The sequence below is a fragment of the Pseudomonas sp. PDM32 genome, assembly GCF_019219225.1.
Classification (GTDB): Bacteria; Pseudomonadota; Gammaproteobacteria; order Pseudomonadales; family Pseudomonadaceae; genus Aquipseudomonas; species Aquipseudomonas laurylsulfatiphila.
In genome coordinates this window covers 460,672-476,937 of record NZ_JAHUWE010000001.1, presented here as the reverse complement: position 1 = coordinate 476,937, position 16,266 = coordinate 460,672, and the positions used below count along the sequence as shown (strand labels likewise).

Annotated in this window: 19 protein-coding genes; 13 read left to right on the top strand and 6 right to left on the bottom strand. The window is 61.8% G+C overall.

Features of this window, described 5'->3' with window-relative positions; translation table 11 throughout:
• Positions 1-3: 3 nt before the first annotated feature.
• The 4 genes from KW846_RS02260 to pilG form a co-directional block, all read right to left on the bottom strand.
• Entirely contained in the window at positions 4-2,064 is a 2,061-nt protein-coding gene (locus KW846_RS02260; RefSeq protein WP_218481174.1) for a methyl-accepting chemotaxis protein, read from the bottom strand.
• Between the two features lie 153 nt (positions 2,065-2,217).
• Positions 2,218-2,757: a chemotaxis protein CheW gene (locus tag KW846_RS02255; RefSeq protein WP_218481173.1), complete on the bottom strand. Its 540-nt coding sequence runs from the start codon at positions 2,755-2,757 to the stop codon at positions 2,218-2,220.
• Between the two features lie 10 nt (positions 2,758-2,767).
• The gene (gene pilH / locus KW846_RS02250; RefSeq protein WP_218481172.1) at positions 2,768-3,133 is read right to left on the bottom strand and encodes a twitching motility response regulator PilH; all 366 of its coding nucleotides are present in this window, start codon (positions 3,131-3,133) and stop codon (positions 2,768-2,770) included.
• A 57-nt stretch (positions 3,134-3,190) separates the two neighbouring features.
• Positions 3,191-3,595, bottom strand: coding sequence for a twitching motility response regulator PilG (gene pilG, locus KW846_RS02245; RefSeq protein ID WP_218481171.1), 405 nt, complete (start codon positions 3,593-3,595; stop codon positions 3,191-3,193).
• Between the two features lie 346 nt (positions 3,596-3,941).
• On the opposite strand from pilG, the gene gshB reads away from it, so the two are divergent.
• The 7 genes from gshB (at position 3,942) to KW846_RS02210 (ending at position 9,891) form a co-directional block, all read left to right on the top strand.
• Positions 3,942-4,895 carry a glutathione synthase gene (gshB, locus tag KW846_RS02240; protein WP_218481170.1) on the top strand — a complete coding sequence of 318 codons (954 nt, stop codon included), beginning with the start codon at positions 3,942-3,944 and terminating at the stop codon, positions 4,893-4,895.
• Positions 4,896-4,959: 64 nt separating this feature from the next.
• Positions 4,960-5,859, top strand: coding sequence for an energy transducer TonB (locus KW846_RS02235; RefSeq protein ID WP_116579627.1), 900 nt, complete (start codon positions 4,960-4,962; stop codon positions 5,857-5,859).
• A gap of 124 nt (positions 5,860-5,983) precedes the next feature.
• Positions 5,984-6,556: a YqgE/AlgH family protein gene (locus KW846_RS02230; protein WP_015097200.1), complete on the top strand. Its 573-nt coding sequence runs from the start codon at positions 5,984-5,986 to the stop codon at positions 6,554-6,556.
• Positions 6,556-6,993 (top strand): Holliday junction resolvase RuvX, encoded by a 438-nt coding sequence (gene ruvX / locus KW846_RS02225; protein ID WP_007975412.1) that lies wholly within the window; start codon positions 6,556-6,558, stop codon positions 6,991-6,993. The genes KW846_RS02230 and ruvX overlap by 1 nt, the downstream gene beginning before the upstream one ends.
• A 79-nt stretch (positions 6,994-7,072) precedes the next feature.
• Positions 7,073-7,576, top strand: coding sequence for a bifunctional pyr operon transcriptional regulator/uracil phosphoribosyltransferase PyrR (gene pyrR / locus KW846_RS02220; RefSeq protein WP_015097201.1), 504 nt, complete (start codon positions 7,073-7,075; stop codon positions 7,574-7,576).
• A gap of 27 nt (positions 7,577-7,603) precedes the next feature.
• Positions 7,604-8,623, top strand: coding sequence for an aspartate carbamoyltransferase catalytic subunit (locus KW846_RS02215; protein WP_104450136.1), 1,020 nt, complete (start codon positions 7,604-7,606; stop codon positions 8,621-8,623).
• A complete protein-coding gene (locus tag KW846_RS02210) occupies positions 8,620-9,891 on the top strand; it encodes a dihydroorotase (RefSeq protein ID WP_218481169.1) in 1,272 nt (423 codons plus the stop codon). Before KW846_RS02215 ends, KW846_RS02210 begins: the two co-directional genes overlap by 4 nt.
• Before the next feature lie 89 nt (positions 9,892-9,980).
• Here the strand turns inward: KW846_RS02210 and KW846_RS02205 are convergent, their stop codons facing one another.
• Complete coding sequence (locus tag KW846_RS02205; protein WP_116579628.1) at positions 9,981-10,400, bottom strand: NINE protein; 420 nt, start codon at positions 10,398-10,400, stop codon at positions 9,981-9,983.
• Between the two features lie 251 nt (positions 10,401-10,651).
• Between KW846_RS02205 and KW846_RS02200 the strand changes: the two genes are divergently transcribed.
• The gene (locus KW846_RS02200) at positions 10,652-11,272 is read left to right on the top strand and encodes a C40 family peptidase (protein WP_007975406.1); all 621 of its coding nucleotides are present in this window, start codon (positions 10,652-10,654) and stop codon (positions 11,270-11,272) included.
• Between the two features lie 133 nt (positions 11,273-11,405).
• Here KW846_RS02200 and KW846_RS02195 read toward each other — a convergent pair whose 3' ends face one another.
• Complete coding sequence (locus KW846_RS02195) at positions 11,406-12,440, bottom strand: type IV pilus twitching motility protein PilT (protein WP_218481168.1); 1,035 nt, start codon at positions 12,438-12,440, stop codon at positions 11,406-11,408.
• A 56-nt stretch (positions 12,441-12,496) separates the two neighbouring features.
• Between KW846_RS02195 and KW846_RS02190 the strand changes: the two genes are divergently transcribed.
• The 5 genes from KW846_RS02190 (at position 12,497) to KW846_RS02170 (ending at position 16,260) form a co-directional block, all read left to right on the top strand.
• A complete protein-coding gene (locus KW846_RS02190) occupies positions 12,497-13,183 on the top strand; it encodes a YggS family pyridoxal phosphate-dependent enzyme (protein WP_015097206.1) in 687 nt (228 codons plus the stop codon).
• 35 nt (positions 13,184-13,218) lie between these two features.
• Positions 13,219-14,037 carry a pyrroline-5-carboxylate reductase gene (proC, locus tag KW846_RS02185; protein WP_218481167.1) on the top strand — a complete coding sequence of 273 codons (819 nt, stop codon included), beginning with the start codon at positions 13,219-13,221 and terminating at the stop codon, positions 14,035-14,037.
• 10 nt (positions 14,038-14,047) lie between these two features.
• A complete protein-coding gene (locus KW846_RS02180; protein WP_104450140.1) occupies positions 14,048-14,638 on the top strand; it encodes a YggT family protein in 591 nt (196 codons plus the stop codon).
• Positions 14,639-14,642: 4 nt separating this feature from the next.
• A complete protein-coding gene (locus tag KW846_RS02175) occupies positions 14,643-14,936 on the top strand; it encodes a DUF167 domain-containing protein (protein WP_015097208.1) in 294 nt (97 codons plus the stop codon).
• Positions 14,937-15,120: 184 nt separating this feature from the next.
• On the top strand, positions 15,121-16,260 hold the full coding sequence (locus KW846_RS02170) for a homoserine O-acetyltransferase (RefSeq protein ID WP_218481166.1): 1,140 nt from the start codon (positions 15,121-15,123) through the stop codon (positions 16,258-16,260).
• Positions 16,261-16,266 lie beyond the last annotated feature (6 nt).

Below are 16,266 nucleotides of genomic sequence, written 5' to 3'. Positions count from 1 at the left end.
GGTTCAAGCTTTGTCCACAACCTGCGCCTTGGCTTCCGGCAAGGTGAAACCGGACACCGAACGACGCAACTGACTGGCCATTTTAGCCAGGTTGCCGATGCTGTCGGCCGTGGCGGTGGAACCCGACGACGTCTGCGAGGTGATCTGCTGGATCACGTTCATCGTCAGGGAAATCTGGCCGGCCGACGACGTCTGCTGCTGCGCGGCATTGGAGATGCTCTGGATCAGCGCCGCAAGCGTCTTCGACACACCCTCGATTTCTTCCAGGGCCACACCGGCATCCTGCGCCAGACGGGCGCCGCGCACCACTTCAGTCGTCGTCTGCTCCATGGAGATGACCGCTTCGTTGGTGTCGGTCTGGATCGCCCGCACCAGGGTCTCGATCTGCCGGGTGGCGGCGGACGAGCGCTCGGCCAGCCGCTGCACTTCATCGGCCACCACGGCGAAACCGCGACCGGCGTCGCCGGCCATGGACGCCTGGATGGCCGCGTTGAGGGCGAGGATGTTGGTCTGGTCGGCAATGTCATCGATCAGGCTGACAATGTCGCCGATTTCCTGGGACGACTCGCCAAGGCGCTTGATCCGTTTGGCGGTGTCCTGAATCTGCTCGCGAATGTTGTCCATGCCGTGGATGGTGTTGTGTACCACCTCGTTGCCCTTGTTGGCGATTTCCACCGAGCGCTCGGCAACCGCCGAGGATTCAGCGGCATTGGCCGACACCTGGTCGATGGACTCGGCCATGTCGTTGATCGCCATCGAAGCCTCGGAAATCTGCTGGGCCTGATGTTCCGAAGCCTGGGCCAGGTGCATGGCGGTGGCCTGGGTTTCCTGCACGGCGGCGGCGACCTGGCCGGCGGTGAGGTTGATGGTCGCGACCAGATCGCGCAACTGGTCGACGGAGTAATTGATCGAGTCGGCGATGGTGCCGGTAAAGTCTTCCGTCACCGAGGCCGTCACCGTGAGGTCGCCGTCGGCCAGATCTTCGATCTCGTCGAGCAAACGCATGATCGCGTTCTGGTTACGCTCGTTTTTCTCGGCGGTTTCGCGCAGCTGGCGATTGGTTTCGCGCACCATCACCAGGCCGATCAGGATGATCGAAGCCAGCGCCAGCAAGCCCAGCACATAACCGCCTATGGTGTCGGTGGTGCGCCCGCCGACCATGTTTTCAAAACCGCTGGCCAGGTGTGAGGCTTCGTCGAGCAGGGTTTGCGACAGACTGAAAATGTTCGAGGCCGATTCACGGACCTTGAACAGCTCAGGCGAGGTTTCGAGGATCTCGTCCACCGAGCCCGAGACGAACTCGAACAGCTCGGCGATTTCCGCCAGTCGTGCACGGGCGTCGTGGTCTTCGACCTGGCTGACCTTGAGCGCCGGGTCGCCCTGGAGCATGCCGTTGAGCACCTTGCCGAACTGCGTCGCGTCACGCCCGAACGCATCGGCGGCCTGCTGTGAGTTTTCGTCGCCGGCCAATACCGTATTGACCGCACCGAGGATCCGCTCGGCCAGCAGCGATTGGCGCTGGGCCATGGCCACCTGGGCTGCCGGGGCGCCCCGTTGCAGGAGGATCTCGACGACCTTTTCGTACTCGACCTGCAATTGCGGCACGGTTTCGGCCAGGGTCGCGGCGACCTGATGCAGGGACAGTACGGTTTGCTCGCTGGAGAGAATCGCGTCGGTGTTTTTCAACAGGCGTTCCCAGTCCTGTTGCACCGCGCGCATCTCAGGACGCACGGTGGCAGGGGCCGGGGGCAGGCTAGTGGCGGGGTCGCCCTTCTTCAGATAACCCCAGCGCCGGGCAAAATCGTTGCGCGCATCGCTGAGCAACTTGAATGCGGCAGCCTTGCCGGCGGCCGCTTCGGTGGCGTTCTTGGCGATACGCTGGGACAACACGCGCAGTTCGCCGGCGTGGCCGATGTACTGTTTGTCGTAGGTAGCCTGGGTGTTGAGGTACGCGAAGTTGGCGAACAGCAGCATGATGAAGACGATCAGCGCGATGAACAGCACGATGATCTGCGACCGGCTGCGCGACCCTTCCATTGGCTTGCCTGCTTTTGTTTTTGTCATCGGTCCTCGCCTGTTAACCCACTTCCTGTCCTGCCCGGGACCCTGTGGGAGCGGGCTTGCTCGCGAAAGCGGTAGATCAGCCAAAATCAATGTTGAATGGACTGCCGCCTTCGCGAGCAAGCCCGCTCCCACATTGGATCGCTGTTGTTCCATTTACACCGCGACGTTCATGAATCCCTGGGACTGCGTCAACGCAAACGGGCTGAACACCTGCCAGCACTGCTCGCGCTGAAACCGGCCTTTGACGAATGCCGCCACAGGCCCCTTCAACGCGTCTGCCGGCACCGGCTCCAGGCTGCCCCGGGCAAAGTGCTGGAGGCCGACGACTTCATCGACCAGCAACCCGGCAAACACCTCATCGTGGTCCACCACCAACACCCGGCGCTGCCGGCGTCCCGCCGAAAGTTCGTGCCCGAAGAAACCGCCCAGATCCATGACCGGCAGCAATCGCCCGCGCAGGTTAGCGACACCCTTGACCCAGGGTTTGACCCCCGGCAGCTGAGTGAGTCGCGGCTCATGCAAGACTTCGCTGACTTCACTCATGGGCGCGACATACCAGTGCTCGCCCAGGCGAAAACCGATGCCGCTCCAGCTGTCCCGACGGGTCGGCTGGGACGGCAAGTCCGCCGCCAGCAAACGACACCGCTGGTCGATTTGCAGCAGCAGTTCGAAAGCCGTCAGCGACTCGTTCATGGCCTGTCGATCAACCGGCCAGCACGTTGTTCAGGGTCTTGATCAGGGTCTCTTCATCGACCGGTTTGGTCAGGTAGTCCTTGGCGCCCTGGCGCGTACCCCAGACCTTGTCGGTGTCCTGGTCTTTGGTGGTGATGATGATCACCGGGATGTGTCCGGTTTCCGGGTCCTTGGTCAACTGGCGTGTTGCCTGGAAGCCATTGAGGCCGGGCATGACGACGTCCATCAGGACGGCGTCGGGCTTTTCCTGGCGGGCCAGGGCCACGCCGTCGGCGCCGTTCTCGGCTTTCAACACTTCATGACCGTGCTTTTCCAGCATGCCGGTCAGTTTGTACATTTCGGTCGGCGAATCATCGACGATCAGAATACGTGCCATGGTCTTCCCCATTCTTGTCGACGCAGAGCCCGATGGCCGAGCGTCACTGTGCGTGTCCTACTGCGGCAAAACGGTGGCGAAACCAGGTACATGGGCCTGGATCGCATCGAGCAATTCTTCCTTGCTGAAAGGCTTGGTCAAAAACTGGTCGGAGCCGACGATGCGCCCCTTGGCCTTGTCGAACAGGCCATCCTTGGATGACAGCATAATCACCGGGGTGGACTTGAACGCACTGTTGTTCTTGATCAGGGCGCAGGTCTGATAGCCATCCAGGCGCGGCATCATGATGTCGACAAAGATGATGCCGGGGTGGTTATCGGCAATCTTGGCCAGGGCATCGAAGCCGTCGATGGCCGTGATGACCTCACAACCCACATTCTTGAGCAGCGTTTCGGCGGTGCGACGGATCGTCTTCGAATCGTCGATCACCATGACCTTCAAGGCGCTGGGGTGCTGTTCCATAAGATGCTCTGCGTCGCCTTTACGAATCAAATTGTCCGTTTGCGGGTAATTGGCGGCTCGAAACCCTTGATACTCAAGGGCCAGCACGGCATGGCAGCCTTTTTAGCACAGTCTCCAGAACCAATCTATCGGCCGACCGGGGCGATGGTTTTTCCTTGACCGCAAACACACTCAGCGCCACTCTGACGCCACTTTTATACGGCCCTTTGGCCTGATCGCTTTTTGTGGGAGCGAGCCTGCTCGCGATGGTGTATCAGCTGCATTGATGTCGACTGACACGCCATCGCGAGCAGGCTCGCTCCTACAGAAGATCAACGTCCGGCCCCCAAATTTCGAGGAAAACCCAATGAGCGTTCGCGTCGGGATTGTCATGGACCCTATCGCCAGCATTTCCTATAAAAAGGATAGCTCGCTGGCCATGCTGCTGGCCGCGCAGAAGCGTGGCTGGGAGCTGTTCTACATGGAACAGCGCGATCTGTATCAGGGCGAAGGTGAGGCCCGGGCGCGGATGCGTCCGCTGCAGGTGTTCGCCAACCCGGAAAAATGGTTCGAACTGGGAGCCGAAAGCGACGCACTGCTGAGCGATCTGGACGTGATCCTGATGCGCAAGGATCCGCCGTTCGACATGGAGTTCGTCTACTCCACCTACTTGCTGGAACAGGCCGAGCGCGCCGGTGTGCTGGTGGTGAACAAGCCGCAGAGCCTGCGCGACTGCAACGAAAAGCTGTTCGCCACGCTGTTCCCGCAATGCACGCCGCCGACCGTGGTCAGCCGCCGCGCCGACGTGTTGCGTGAATTCGCCGCCAAACACGGCGATGTGATCCTCAAGCCGCTGGACGGCATGGGCGGCACGTCGATCTTCCGCCACCGCGCGGGCGACCCGAACCTGTCGGTGATCCTCGAAACCCTCACGGCCCTCGGCGCCCAGCAGATCATGGGCCAGGCCTACCTGCCGGCCATCAAGGACGGCGACAAGCGCATCCTGATGATCGACGGCGAGCCTGTGGATTATTGCCTGGCACGGATTCCGGCCCAGGGTGAAACCCGTGGCAACCTCGCCGCCGGCGGCCGTGGCGAAGCCCGTCCCCTGACCGACAAGGATCGCTGGATCGCCGCACAAGTCGGCCCGACCCTGCGTGAAAAAGGCCTGCTGTTCGTTGGCCTGGACGTGATCGGCGAGCACCTGACCGAGATCAACGTCACCAGCCCGACCTGCATCCGCGAAATCGACAATGCCTTTGGCACCGATATCGGCGGCCTGCTGATGGATGCCATCGATCAGAAGCTCAAGGCACGTTGATTAGCCAAACCAACATTGCGTTATCATGCGCGGCCTGTGAAAACGCGATGTTGGTTTCCTTGTCATGACCCTCCCGTCCGATCTGCCTGCCGAACTCGCCCACCGTGGCGTGCGCCCGGCCGATCGCCTCGGTTTTACTCTGTTCCTGGCGGCGCTGATCCACCTGGCCTTGCTGCTGGGTGTCGGGTTTGCCGTGGTCGAGCCCAAGCAGATCAGCAAAACCCTGGAAATCACCCTCGCCACCTTCAAAAGCGAAAAGAAGCCTGAAAAGGCCGATTTCCTGGCGCAAGAGAACCAGCAAGGCAGCGGCACCCTGGATAAAAAGGCGATACCCAAGACCACCGAGGTCGCGCCCTTCCAGGACAACAAGGTACAGAAAGTCACGCCACCGCCGGCCGCCAAGCCTGAAGTGCAGGAAGCCCCGCCGAAGGCTGCCGTGACCACCGTGGCGCCGAAGCCGAAAAAAGCCCCCGCCAAGACCGAGGAGCCCAAGACCGAGGTCAAACCCCAGGTCCAGGCGCCGACGTTCGACAGTGAGCGGCTGTCCAGCGACATCGCCAGCCTCGAAGCCGAACTGGCCGCCGAACAACAACTGTACGCCAAGCGCCCGCGCATCCACCGCTTGAGCGCCGCCTCGACCATGCGCGACAAGGGCGCCTGGTACAAGGACGAATGGCGCAAGAAAGTCGAGCGCATCGGCAACCTCAATTACCCCGACGAAGCACGACGCAAACAGATCTACGGCAATTTGCGCCTGATGGTGTCGATCAACCGTGACGGCTCGCTGTATGAGGTGCTGGTGCTGGAATCTTCAGGCCAGCCGCTGCTGGACCAGGCGGCGCAACGGATCGTCCGGCTGGCGGCGCCGTTCGCACCCTTTTCCGGGGATCTGTCGGATGTTGACCGGCTGGAGATTATCCGGACCTGGAAGTTTGCCCGCGGCGATCGACTTTCCAGTAATTAAAAGATCGCAGCCTTCGGCAGCTCCTACAGATGTACACATTCACCCTGTAGGAGCTGCCGAAGGCTGCGATCTTTTGGCGCTCTCAAGCTTGTCAGTTCGCCCCTCGAACGCCACACTAGCGCACATGAAAAACGTCAGCCCCAGCTACCTCAAGCATCAATTCCTGATCGCCATGCCGCACATGGCCGACCCGAACTTTGCGCACACCTTGACCTACATCGTCGAGCACACGGCCAATGGTGCCATGGGGCTGGTGGTCAACCGTCCGCAAGAGCTGAACCTGGCCGATATCCTTGAGCAATTACGCCCGGAAATCGAACCACCAGCGCTCTGCCAGCATGTGCCGATCTTCATCGGCGGCCCGGTGCAAACCGATCGCGGCTTCGTCCTTCACCCCAAGGGGCAGAGTTTCCAGGCGACCGTTGATCTGGAAGATGAGTTGTCCCTGTCGACGTCCCAGGACGTCCTGTTCGCCATCGCTGACGGCGTCGGCCCGGCAAAAAGCCTGATCGCCCTCGGTTATGCCGGCTGGGAAGCCGGGCAACTGGAGGCCGAACTGGCGCAGAACGCCTGGCTGAACTGCCCGTTTGACGCCGACATCCTGTTCAACACCAGCAGCGAACTTCGCCTGGAAGCGGCCGCCAGACACCTGGGTGTCAACCTCAGCCTGCTGACCAGCCAGGCGGGGCACGCCTGATGGCCCTGAAGCTGATTCTGGGTTTTGACTACGGCACCAAACAGATCGGCGTTGCGGTCGGCCAGGTGATTACCGGCCAGGCCCGTGAGCTGTGCACCCTGAAAGCGCAGAACGGCATTCCTGACTGGAACCAGGTCGAAGCCCTCATCAAAGAGTGGAAACCCGATGCCGTGGTGGTCGGCCTGCCGCTGAACATGGACGGCACGCCCAGCGACATGTGCGCCCGCGCGGAAAAGTTCGCCCGGCGCCTGAACGGCCGCTTCAACCTGCCCTTCTATACCCACGATGAACGCCTGACCACCTTCGAGGCCAAGGGCGAACGCCTGGCTCGTGGCGGCCAGAAAGGCAGTTACCGCGACAACCCGGTCGACGCCATCGCCGCCGCCCTGCTGCTGCAAGGCTGGCTCGACGAAAATGGCGCACTGTTCGAATCCTGAAGAGCCGCGATGCGTCTCTCTTAGCTACAACCCGAGCCACCTCGCGTGAAACCCGGCTCGGGCCCAAGAAGGAGCAACCATGAGCCTGCCCAATCCCGCCGAACTGATCAGCCAGATGGCCACGCGCCTGAAGGCCCACCTGGAACACCGTGGCATCAGCGACCCGCGTTTCATCGGCATTCGTACCGGCGGCGTCTGGGTGGCCCAGGCCCTGCTCAAGGAACTGGGCAGCAATGAGCCCCTCGGCACCCTCGACGTGTCCTTCTACCGCGACGATTTCAGCCAGAACGGCCTGCACCCGCAGGTTCGCCCTTCGGCGCTGCCGTTCGAGATCGAAGGCCAGCACCTGGTGCTGATCGACGACGTGCTGATGAGCGGCCGGACCATCCGAGCCGCCATGAACGAACTGTTCGACTACGGCCGCCCGGCCAGTGTGACGCTGGTGTGCCTGCTGGACCTGGACGCCGGCGAACTGCCGATCCGCCCGAACGTGGTGGGCGCGACCCTGTCGCTGGCCGCACACGAACGGGTGAAGCTGTCCGGCCCGGAACTCGCGCTCGAACTGCAAGACCTCGCCCTTTAATTCGCCCTATTGAGAGTCCCCCTTGCGATGACGCCTCTAGACACCAAGCGCCCGCTGCAGCTCAATGATCAGGGCCAGCTGCGCCACTTCCTCTCGCTCGACGGTTTGCGCCGTGAGCTGTTGACGGAAATCCTCGACACCGCCGACTCCTTCCTCGAAGTCGGCGCCCGGGCCGTGAAGAAAGTCCCGTTGCTGCGCGGCAAGACCGTGTGCAACGTGTTCTTCGAGAACTCGACCCGCACGCGCACCACCTTCGAACTGGCGGCCCAGCGGCTCTCGGCGGACGTGATCACCCTCAACGTGTCCACGTCGTCGGCGAGCAAAGGCGAGACCCTGCTCGACACCCTGCGCAATCTGGAAGCCATGGCCGCCGACATGTTCGTCGTGCGCCACGGCGACTCCGGCGCCGCGCACTTCATCGCCGAACATGTCTGCCCGCAAGTGGCGATCATCAACGGTGGTGACGGCCGGCACGCGCACCCGACCCAGGGCATGCTCGACATGCTGACCATTCGCCGGCACAAGGGCGGTTTCGAAAACCTTTCGGTGGCCATCGTCGGCGACATCCTGCACTCGCGGGTCGCGCGCTCGAACATGCTGGCCCTGAAAACCCTCGGCTGCCCGGACATTCGCGTGATCGCACCGAAGACCCTGCTGCCGATCGGCATCGAGCAATACGGCGTGAAGGTCTACACCGACATGACCGAAGGCCTGAAGGACGTCGACGTGGTGATCATGTTGCGTCTGCAGCGTGAACGCATGACCGGCGGCCTGCTGCCGAGCGAAGGCGAGTTCTACCGCCTGTTCGGCCTGACCACCGCGCGCCTGGCCGGCGCCAAACCCGATGCCATCGTGATGCACCCGGGGCCGATCAACCGCGGCGTGGAAATCGAGTCGGCAGTGGCCGACGGCCCACACTCGGTGATCCTCAACCAGGTGACCTACGGGATCGCCATTCGTATGGCCGTGCTGTCCATGGCCATGAGCGGGCAGACTGCGCAGCGTCAATTCGAGCAGGGCCAATTCGAACAGGAGAACGCACAGTGAAGCTCAGCATTCTCGGCGCCCGCGTGATCGATCCGGTCAGCGGCCTGGATCAAGTGACCGATATCCACATTGAAGCCTGCAAAGTCGTCGCCCTTGGCGCGGCGCCCGCCGGTTTTGTCGCCGTCGACACAATCGACGCCAAAGGCCTGGTGGCCGCTCCCGGCCTGGTCGACCTCAACGTTGCCCTGCGCGAGCCGGGTTACAGCCGCAAAGGCTCGATTGTCAGCGAAACCCGCGCGGCGGCGGCTGGCGGCGTGACCAGCCTGTGCTGCCCGCCGAAGACCAAACCGGTGCTGGACACCTCGGCGGTGGCCGAACTGATCCTCGACCGCGCCCGTGAGGCCGGTAACACCAAAGTCTTCCCGATTGGCGCCCTGAGCAAAGGCCTGGACGGTGAGCAACTGGCCGAGCTGGTTGCCTTGCGCGACGCCGGTTGCGTGGCCTTCGGCAACGGCCTGGAGAGTTTCCGCAACACCCGCACCCTGTGCCGGGCGCTGGACTACGCGGCAACGTTCGACCTCACGGTGATTTTCAACTCCCAGGATCACGACCTGGCCGAAGGTGGCCTGGCTCACGAAGGTCCGACCGCCAGTTTCCTTGGCTTGCCGGGCATCCCGGAAAGCGCCGAAACCGTCGCCCTGGCCCGGGACCTGCTGCTGGTTGAACAGACCGGCGTGCGTGCGCACTTCAGCCAGCTCACCAGTGCCCGCGGCGTGGAACTGATCGCCCAGGCCCAGGCCCGGGGCCTGAAGGTGACCGCGGATGTCGCCCTGTACCAGCTGATCCTGACGGACGAAGCCCTGATCGACTTCAGCAGCCTGTATCACGTCCAGCCGCCGCTACGCACCCGCGCCGACCGCGATGGCCTGCGCGCAGCGGTGAAATCCGGCGTGATCTCGGCCATCTCCAGTCATCACCAACCCCATGAGCGTGACGCCAAGCTGGCACCGTTCGGCGCGACCGAGCCGGGCATCAGCAGCGTTGAACTGCTGCTGCCATTGGCGATGACCCTGGTCGAAGACGGCTTGCTGGACCTGCCGACGTTGCTGAAACGCCTGAGCGCCGGCCCTGCCGAGGCCTTGCGCCTGCCGGCAGGCAAACTGGCAGTGGGTGGCGCTGCGGACATCGTGCTGTTCGACCCGGCGGCCTCGACCGTCGCGGGCGAAACCTGGTTGTCGAAGGGCGAGAACTGCCCGTTCATTGGCCACAGCCTGCCGGGTGTGGTGCGTTACACCCTGGTGGACGGGCGGATCAGCCACCAGGCTTGAAAAAAAGATCGCAGCCTGCGGCAGCCCCTACAGGGAAATGCATATTCCTGTGTAGGAGCTGCCGCAGGCTGCGATCTTTTGCTCTTTGCTTATCGACGCTGCGCGTTACGCACGGAAACCTGGTCATTCAACGTCCAGAAGTCATACAGCACCCCGAGAAAGAACAACCCGCCGGTGAGCAGGTACAGCAGCCCGCTGATCCATTTCCCCTGATACATCCGGTGCACACCGAACACCCCGAGAAACGTCAGCAGAATCCACGCCACGTTGTATTCAATAGGCCCCGCGGTAAACCGCAGGTCAGCCTCGCGATCCATCGCCGGGATCAGGAACAGGTCGATCAGCCAGCCGATGCCCAGCAAACCAAAGGTGAAGAACCAGATCGTCCCGGTCACCGGCTTGCCGTAATAGAAGCGGTGAGCGCCGGTAAATCCGAAAATCCACAGCAAATAACCGATCACTTTGCTGTGGGTGTCTTGCTGCGGAAAAGTCTGTTGATAGGGGTTCATGAATGACCTCGATTCACGCGATAGATAAATATTCTTTAATTCTTTGTGACTTTTTTACAGGCACCCGACGTATGGCAAATGCTACCTTCACTCCCGTCAAAGCCTTGTAACACCGGACTTCTGTCCGACAATTGCGCCATTTTGCCGCTTTTTTGCCACCATTGTCCCCCAGGTTGAATCGACCAACGGCCTCGGAAGCGGCAAAAAAGCTGTTATAAAGTTGCGCGCTAACTTATTAAGAGCCTTGCCTAATGCGTTCATTTTTCAAGACATGGCTAACCATTTGCCTTTTGATGCCACTGGCCGCCCACGCCACCAATCGTGAGCAACGTCTTCCTAACGTTAATGGTTACACCCCAAAATCCCATGTCTCTGCTCCTTCGAGCAAAGACAAGAAATCCGCCAAATATGCTCCAAGCCTGGCCAGCAGCAAAAGCGGCCTGGTTCCACCGATGGGCACCAAGGAAAGCAGCGACGTGCTGAGCCGCGCCGTGAACGTCCTTGGCACTCCCTATCGTTGGGGCGGCAGCAGCCCAAGCAAAGGCTTCGATTGCAGCGGCCTGGTGAAATACGCGTTCAACGACGCCACGTTCGACCTGCCACGCACCTCCAATGCCATGGCCAGCGGTCATGGGGAGAAAGTCGATCGCAACGACCTGAAGCCGGGCGACCTGATTTTCTTCAACATCAAGAGCCGCCGGGTCAATCACGTCGCCATTTACCTGGGCAACGACCGTTTCATCCACGCGCCACGTCGCGGCAAGTCGGTGAGCATCGACACCTTGAAAAAACCGTACTGGGAAAACCACTACGTGGTTGCCAAGCGGGTTCTGCCGAAAGAACCGAATCAGATGCGTGTGGTTCAGCGCTGATGCACACCTGATAGCGAACACTTGTGGCGAGGGAGCTTGCTCCCGCTGGAGTGCGTAGCGCTCCCGGCTTTTTTGGGGCTGCTTCGCAACCCAACGGGAGCAAGCTCCCTCGCCACAGGTAGCATTGCAATCCTCACAAGTTATCCGGTGACCGTGCCTTCTCCCGCGCATGATCACGACTGATCAACCCCCTGGTCACCAGGCCCTTCAAGCACATATCCAGCGTCTGCATTCCCAACGCGCCTCCCGACTGAATCGCCGAGTACATCTGCGCCACCTTGTCCTCGCGGATCAGGTTGCGGATCGCCGACGTCCCCAACATGATTTCGTGGGCCGCGATGCGCCCGCCGCCGACCTTCTTCACCAGCGTCTGGGACACCACCGCCAGCAGCGACTCGGAGAGCATCGAACGCACCATTGACTTCTCGTCCCCCGGAAACACGTCCACCACCCGGTCAATAGTCTTCGCCGCCGACGTGGTGTGCAGCGTGCCGAACACCAGATGGCCGGTTTCGGCGGCGGTCAATGCCAGGCGTATGGTTTCCAGATCGCGCATCTCCCCCACCAGAATCACGTCCGGGTCCTCCCGCAACGCCGAGCGCAGGGCCGTGGCGAAGCTGCGGGTATCGCGGTGGACCTCACGCTGGTTGATCAGGCACTTGCGCGGCTCGTGGACAAACTCGATAGGGTCTTCAATGGTGAGGATGTGATGATGGCGATGGTTATTGAGGTAATCGATCATCGCCGCCAGCGTGGTGGATTTTCCGGAACCGGTCGGGCCGGTCACCAGCACCAGGCCCCGGGGCGCGTCGGTCATTTTGCGAAACACCTCCCCCATGCCCAGCTCGTCCATGCTCTGCACTTTCGCCGCAATTGTACGAAACACCGCACCTGCGCCACGGCTCTGATTGAACGCATTGGCCCGAAAACGCGCCACACCGGGCACTTCAAAGGAAAAATCGATTTCCAGATGCCTCTCAAAGTCCGCCCGCTGGGTGTCGTTCATGATGGCATCGATCAGCGCCTGCACCTGTTGGTGGTCCAGGGCCGGCAGGTTGATGCGTCGCACATCGCCGTCCACCCTAATCATCGGTGGCAGGCCAGCAGACAAATGCAGGTCCGATGCCCCCTGTTTGGCGCTGAACGCCAGCAGCTCAGTGATATCCATAGCGCCTCTCAATTCCAGTAGAATGCCGCGAACCTTCAGACCGCTGGCGCCTCTTGATGTCCACCATAGCAGACAACATTCTCGAAGTTAGTTCGCGCATCCATGCCGCAACACTTGCCGCCAATCGCGCCGAAAACAGCGTCCATCTGCTGGCGGTGAGCAAGACCAAACCCGCACAGGACCTGCGTGAAGCCTACGCCGCCGGCCTGCGCGACTTTGGCGAGAACTACCTGCAGGAAGCGCTGGGCAAACAGCTTGAACTGGCCGACCTGCCCTTGATCTGGCACTTCATCGGCCCCATTCAATCGAACAAGACTCGTGCTATCGCCGAGCACTTCGACTGGGTGCATTCCGTGGATCGTCTGAAAATCGCGCAACGCCTGTCCGAACAACGTCCTGCCGATTTGCCGCCCCTGAATATCTGCATTCAGGTCAACGTCAGCGGTGAAGCCAGCAAATCCGGCTGCACCCCGGCTGACCTGCCGGCCCTGGCCAGTGCCATCAGCGCCCTGCCGCGCCTGACGTTGCGCGGGCTGATGGCCATCCCTGAGCCGACTGAAGATCGCGCCGCCCAAGACGCCGCGTTTGCGGCCGTGCAAAGCCTGCAAGCCAGCCTGAATCTGCCACTCGACACACTTTCCATGGGCATGAGCCACGACCTTGAGTCGGCCATTGCCCAGGGCGCCACCTGGGTCCGTATCGGTACGGCCCTGTTTGGCGCCCGTGATTACGATCGGCCATAACCCATGACCGACTCTCTTCCTTATAAGGACCTGACATGAGCAAGACGCGTATTGCCTTTATCGGTGCCGGCAACATGGCCGCCAGCCTGATCGGCGGCCTGCGGGCCAAGGGTCTGGAAGCCGCGCAGATCCGCGCCAGCGATCCGGGCGAAGAAACCCGCGCCCGCGTGAGCGCTGAACACGGCATCGAAACCTTCGCCGACAACGCCCAGGCCATCGACGGCGCCGACGTCGTTGTCCTTGCGGTCAAGCCGCAAGCGATGAAAGCCGTGTGCGAAGCGATTCGCCCAAGCCTCAAGCCTAACCAACTGGTGGTGTCGATTGCAGCAGGCATCACCTGCGCCAGCATGAACAACTGGCTTGGCGCCCAGCCGATCGTGCGCTGCATGCCCAACACCCCGGCGCTACTGCGTCAGGGCGTGAGCGGCTTGTTCGCAACAGCCCAGGTGACCGCCGAACAGCGCCAGCAAGCCCAGGAGTTGCTGTCCGCGGTCGGCATCGCCTTATGGCTCAATGAAGAGCAGCAACTGGATGCCGTCACCGCCGTTTCCGGCTCGGGCCCGGCCTATTTCTTCCTGCTGATCGAGGCCATGACCGCCGCCGGGGTGAAACTTGGCCTGCCGGCGGACATCGCCGCACAACTGACCCTGCAAACCGCACTGGGCGCCGCGCACATGGCGGTCTCCAGCGACGTCGACGCGGCCGAGCTGCGCCGTCGTGTCACCTCCCCAGCGGGCACCACGGAAGCTGCAATCAAGTCGTTCCAGGCCAATGGTTTTGAAGCCCTGGTCGAAAAAGCACTCGGCGCTGCTGCGCATCGCTCGGCCGAAATGGCCGAACAACTGGGTCAATAAGGAGCTTTTCATGATTGGATTGAACACCGCAGCGGTCTACGTGCTGCAAACCCTCGGCAGCCTGTACCTGCTGATCGTGCTGATGCGCTTCGTGCTGCAACTGGTGCGGGCGAACTTCTACAACCCGATCTGCCAGTTCATCGTCAAGGCCACTCAGCCGCTGCTCAAGCCGCTGCGCCGGATCATCCCGAGCGTGTTCGGCCTGGACATGTCCTCGCTGGTGCTGGCGATCCTGGTACAACTGGCCCTGATGGCCCTGACCCTGTTGCTGACCTACGGCACCACCGGCAATCCGCTGCAACTGCTGATCTGGTCGATCATCGGTGTGACCGCGCTATTCCTGAACATCTTCTTCTTTGCCCTGATCATCAGTGTGATCCTGTCCTGGGTCGCACCGGGCAGCCATAACCCGGGCGCCGAACTGGTGAACGACGTCTGCGAGCCGGCCCTGGCGCCGTTCCGCAAGTTCCTGCCGAACCTGGGCGGGCTTGATCTGTCGCCGATCTTTGCGTTCCTGGCGATCAAACTGATCGACATGCTGGTGATCAACAACCTCGCCGCCTTGACCCTGATGCCGGAAATCCTCCGCGTGTTGATCTGACCCGGTGAGCTGGTTTCGCTGGGACGGTGACGACCTGATTCTGGAGTGTCACCTGCAACCGGCAGCCCGTAGCGATGACTTCGCCGGGCTGCACGGTGATCGCCTGAAGATCCGCCTGACCGCGCCGCCGGTCGAGGGCAAGGCCAACGCTTATCTGATGGCGTTTCTGGCCAAGGCGTTTGGCGTGTCCAAGAGCCAGGTCAGTTTGATCAGTGGCGAGTTGAACCGGCAGAAACGGGTGCGGATCTGTTCGCCGAAGAAGTTGCCGGACTTGCCTGATCTGGTGCGTCCAGCCTGATCCACCGAGTCGCCTCATTCGCGAGCAAGCCCGCTCCCACAGGGGAATGCGTTCCTCTGTGGGAGCGGGCTTGCTCGCGAAGGCCGCACCTCGGTCTTACTGAAAGAAATCAGGCCCGGCCTTTGCTTGCCGCTAACCCCAGCGGTCTTTAGACTTACGCCTCATTTCAATGAGAGCAGGGTCGATGCCAGCTGCCTTTCCCCCCGATTCTGTTGGTCTGGTGACGCCGCAAGTGGCGCACTTCAGCGAGCCGCTGGCTTTGGCCTGTGGTCGTTCGCTCCCGGCCTATGACCTGATCTACGAAACCTACGGCACGCTCAACGCCACGGCGAGCAATGCCGTGCTGATCTGCCACGCCTTGTCCGGGCACCACCACGCTGCCGGCTATCACAGCCCCGACGACCGTAAACCCGGTTGGTGGGACAGCTGCATCGGCCCCGGCAAGCCAATCGACACCAACAAGTTCTTCGTGGTCAGCCTGAACAACCTCGGCGGCTGCAACGGCTCCACCGGCCCGAGCAGCATCAACCCGGACACCGGCAAGCCGTTCGGCGCCGATTTCCCGGTATTGACCGTCGAAGATTGGGTCCACAGCCAGGCGCGCCTGGCCGATCGCCTCGGCATCGCCCAGTTCGCGGCCGTGATCGGCGGCAGCCTCGGCGGCATGCAAGCGATTCAATGGAGCATCACCTACCCCGACCGCATCCGTCACTGCCTGGCCATCGCCTCGGCCCCCAAGCTGTCGGCACAGAACATCGCGTTCAACGAAGTGGCGCGCCAGGCGATCCTCACCGACCCTGAATTCCACGGCGGTTCGTTCCAGGAACAGGGCGTGATCCCCAAACGCGGCCTGATGCTGGCGCGAATGGTCGGGCATATCACTTACCTGTCCGACGACTCCATGGGCGAGAAATTCGGCCGTGGGCTGAAGAGCGAAAAGCTCAACTACGACTTTCACAGCGTCGAGTTCCAGGTCGAAAGCTACCTGCGCTATCAGGGCGAAGAGTTCTCCGGGCGTTTCGACGCCAACACGTACCTGTTGATGACCAAGGCGCTCGATTACTTCGACCCGGCGGCGAACTTCGACGATAACCTGGCGAAAACCTTCGAAGGTGCCAAAGCCAAGTTCTGTGTGATGTCGTTCACCACCGACTGGCGCTTCTCCCCTGCCCGCTCGCGCGAGCTGGTGGACGCGCTGATGGCCGCGCGCAAGGACGTCTGCTACCTCGAGATCGACGCACCGCAAGGCCACGACGCCTTCCTGATTCCGATCCCGCGCTACCTGCAGGCATTCGGCAATTACATGAACCGCATTACGTTGTGAGAAAGC

Excerpts from the sequence above, each read along its gene's own strand:
- KW846_RS02260 (WP_218481174.1), bottom strand. The coding sequence starts at position 2,064 with ATGACAAAAACAAAAGCAGGCAAGCCAATGGAAGGGTCGCGCAGCCGG.
- KW846_RS02255 (WP_218481173.1), bottom strand. The coding sequence starts at position 2,757 with ATGAACGAGTCGCTGACGGCTTTCGAACTGCTGCTGCAAATCGACCAG.
- pilH (WP_218481172.1), bottom strand. The coding sequence starts at position 3,133 with ATGGCACGTATTCTGATCGTCGATGATTCGCCGACCGAAATGTACAAA.
- pilG (WP_218481171.1), bottom strand. The coding sequence starts at position 3,595 with ATGGAACAGCACCCCAGCGCCTTGAAGGTCATGGTGATCGACGATTCG.
- gshB (WP_218481170.1), top strand. The coding sequence starts at position 3,942 with ATGAGCGTTCGCGTCGGGATTGTCATGGACCCTATCGCCAGCATTTCC.
- KW846_RS02235 (WP_116579627.1), top strand. The coding sequence starts at position 4,960 with ATGACCCTCCCGTCCGATCTGCCTGCCGAACTCGCCCACCGTGGCGTG.
- KW846_RS02230 (WP_015097200.1), top strand. The coding sequence starts at position 5,984 with ATGAAAAACGTCAGCCCCAGCTACCTCAAGCATCAATTCCTGATCGCC.
- ruvX (WP_007975412.1), top strand. The coding sequence starts at position 6,556 with ATGGCCCTGAAGCTGATTCTGGGTTTTGACTACGGCACCAAACAGATC.
- pyrR (WP_015097201.1), top strand. The coding sequence starts at position 7,073 with ATGAGCCTGCCCAATCCCGCCGAACTGATCAGCCAGATGGCCACGCGC.
- KW846_RS02215 (WP_104450136.1), top strand. The coding sequence starts at position 7,604 with ATGACGCCTCTAGACACCAAGCGCCCGCTGCAGCTCAATGATCAGGGC.
- KW846_RS02205 (WP_116579628.1), bottom strand. The coding sequence starts at position 10,400 with ATGAACCCCTATCAACAGACTTTTCCGCAGCAAGACACCCACAGCAAA.
- KW846_RS02200 (WP_007975406.1), top strand. The coding sequence starts at position 10,652 with ATGCGTTCATTTTTCAAGACATGGCTAACCATTTGCCTTTTGATGCCA.
- KW846_RS02195 (WP_218481168.1), bottom strand. The coding sequence starts at position 12,440 with ATGGATATCACTGAGCTGCTGGCGTTCAGCGCCAAACAGGGGGCATCG.
- KW846_RS02190 (WP_015097206.1), top strand. The coding sequence starts at position 12,497 with ATGTCCACCATAGCAGACAACATTCTCGAAGTTAGTTCGCGCATCCAT.
- proC (WP_218481167.1), top strand. The coding sequence starts at position 13,219 with ATGAGCAAGACGCGTATTGCCTTTATCGGTGCCGGCAACATGGCCGCC.
- KW846_RS02180 (WP_104450140.1), top strand. The coding sequence starts at position 14,048 with ATGATTGGATTGAACACCGCAGCGGTCTACGTGCTGCAAACCCTCGGC.
- KW846_RS02170 (WP_218481166.1), top strand. The coding sequence starts at position 15,121 with ATGCCAGCTGCCTTTCCCCCCGATTCTGTTGGTCTGGTGACGCCGCAA.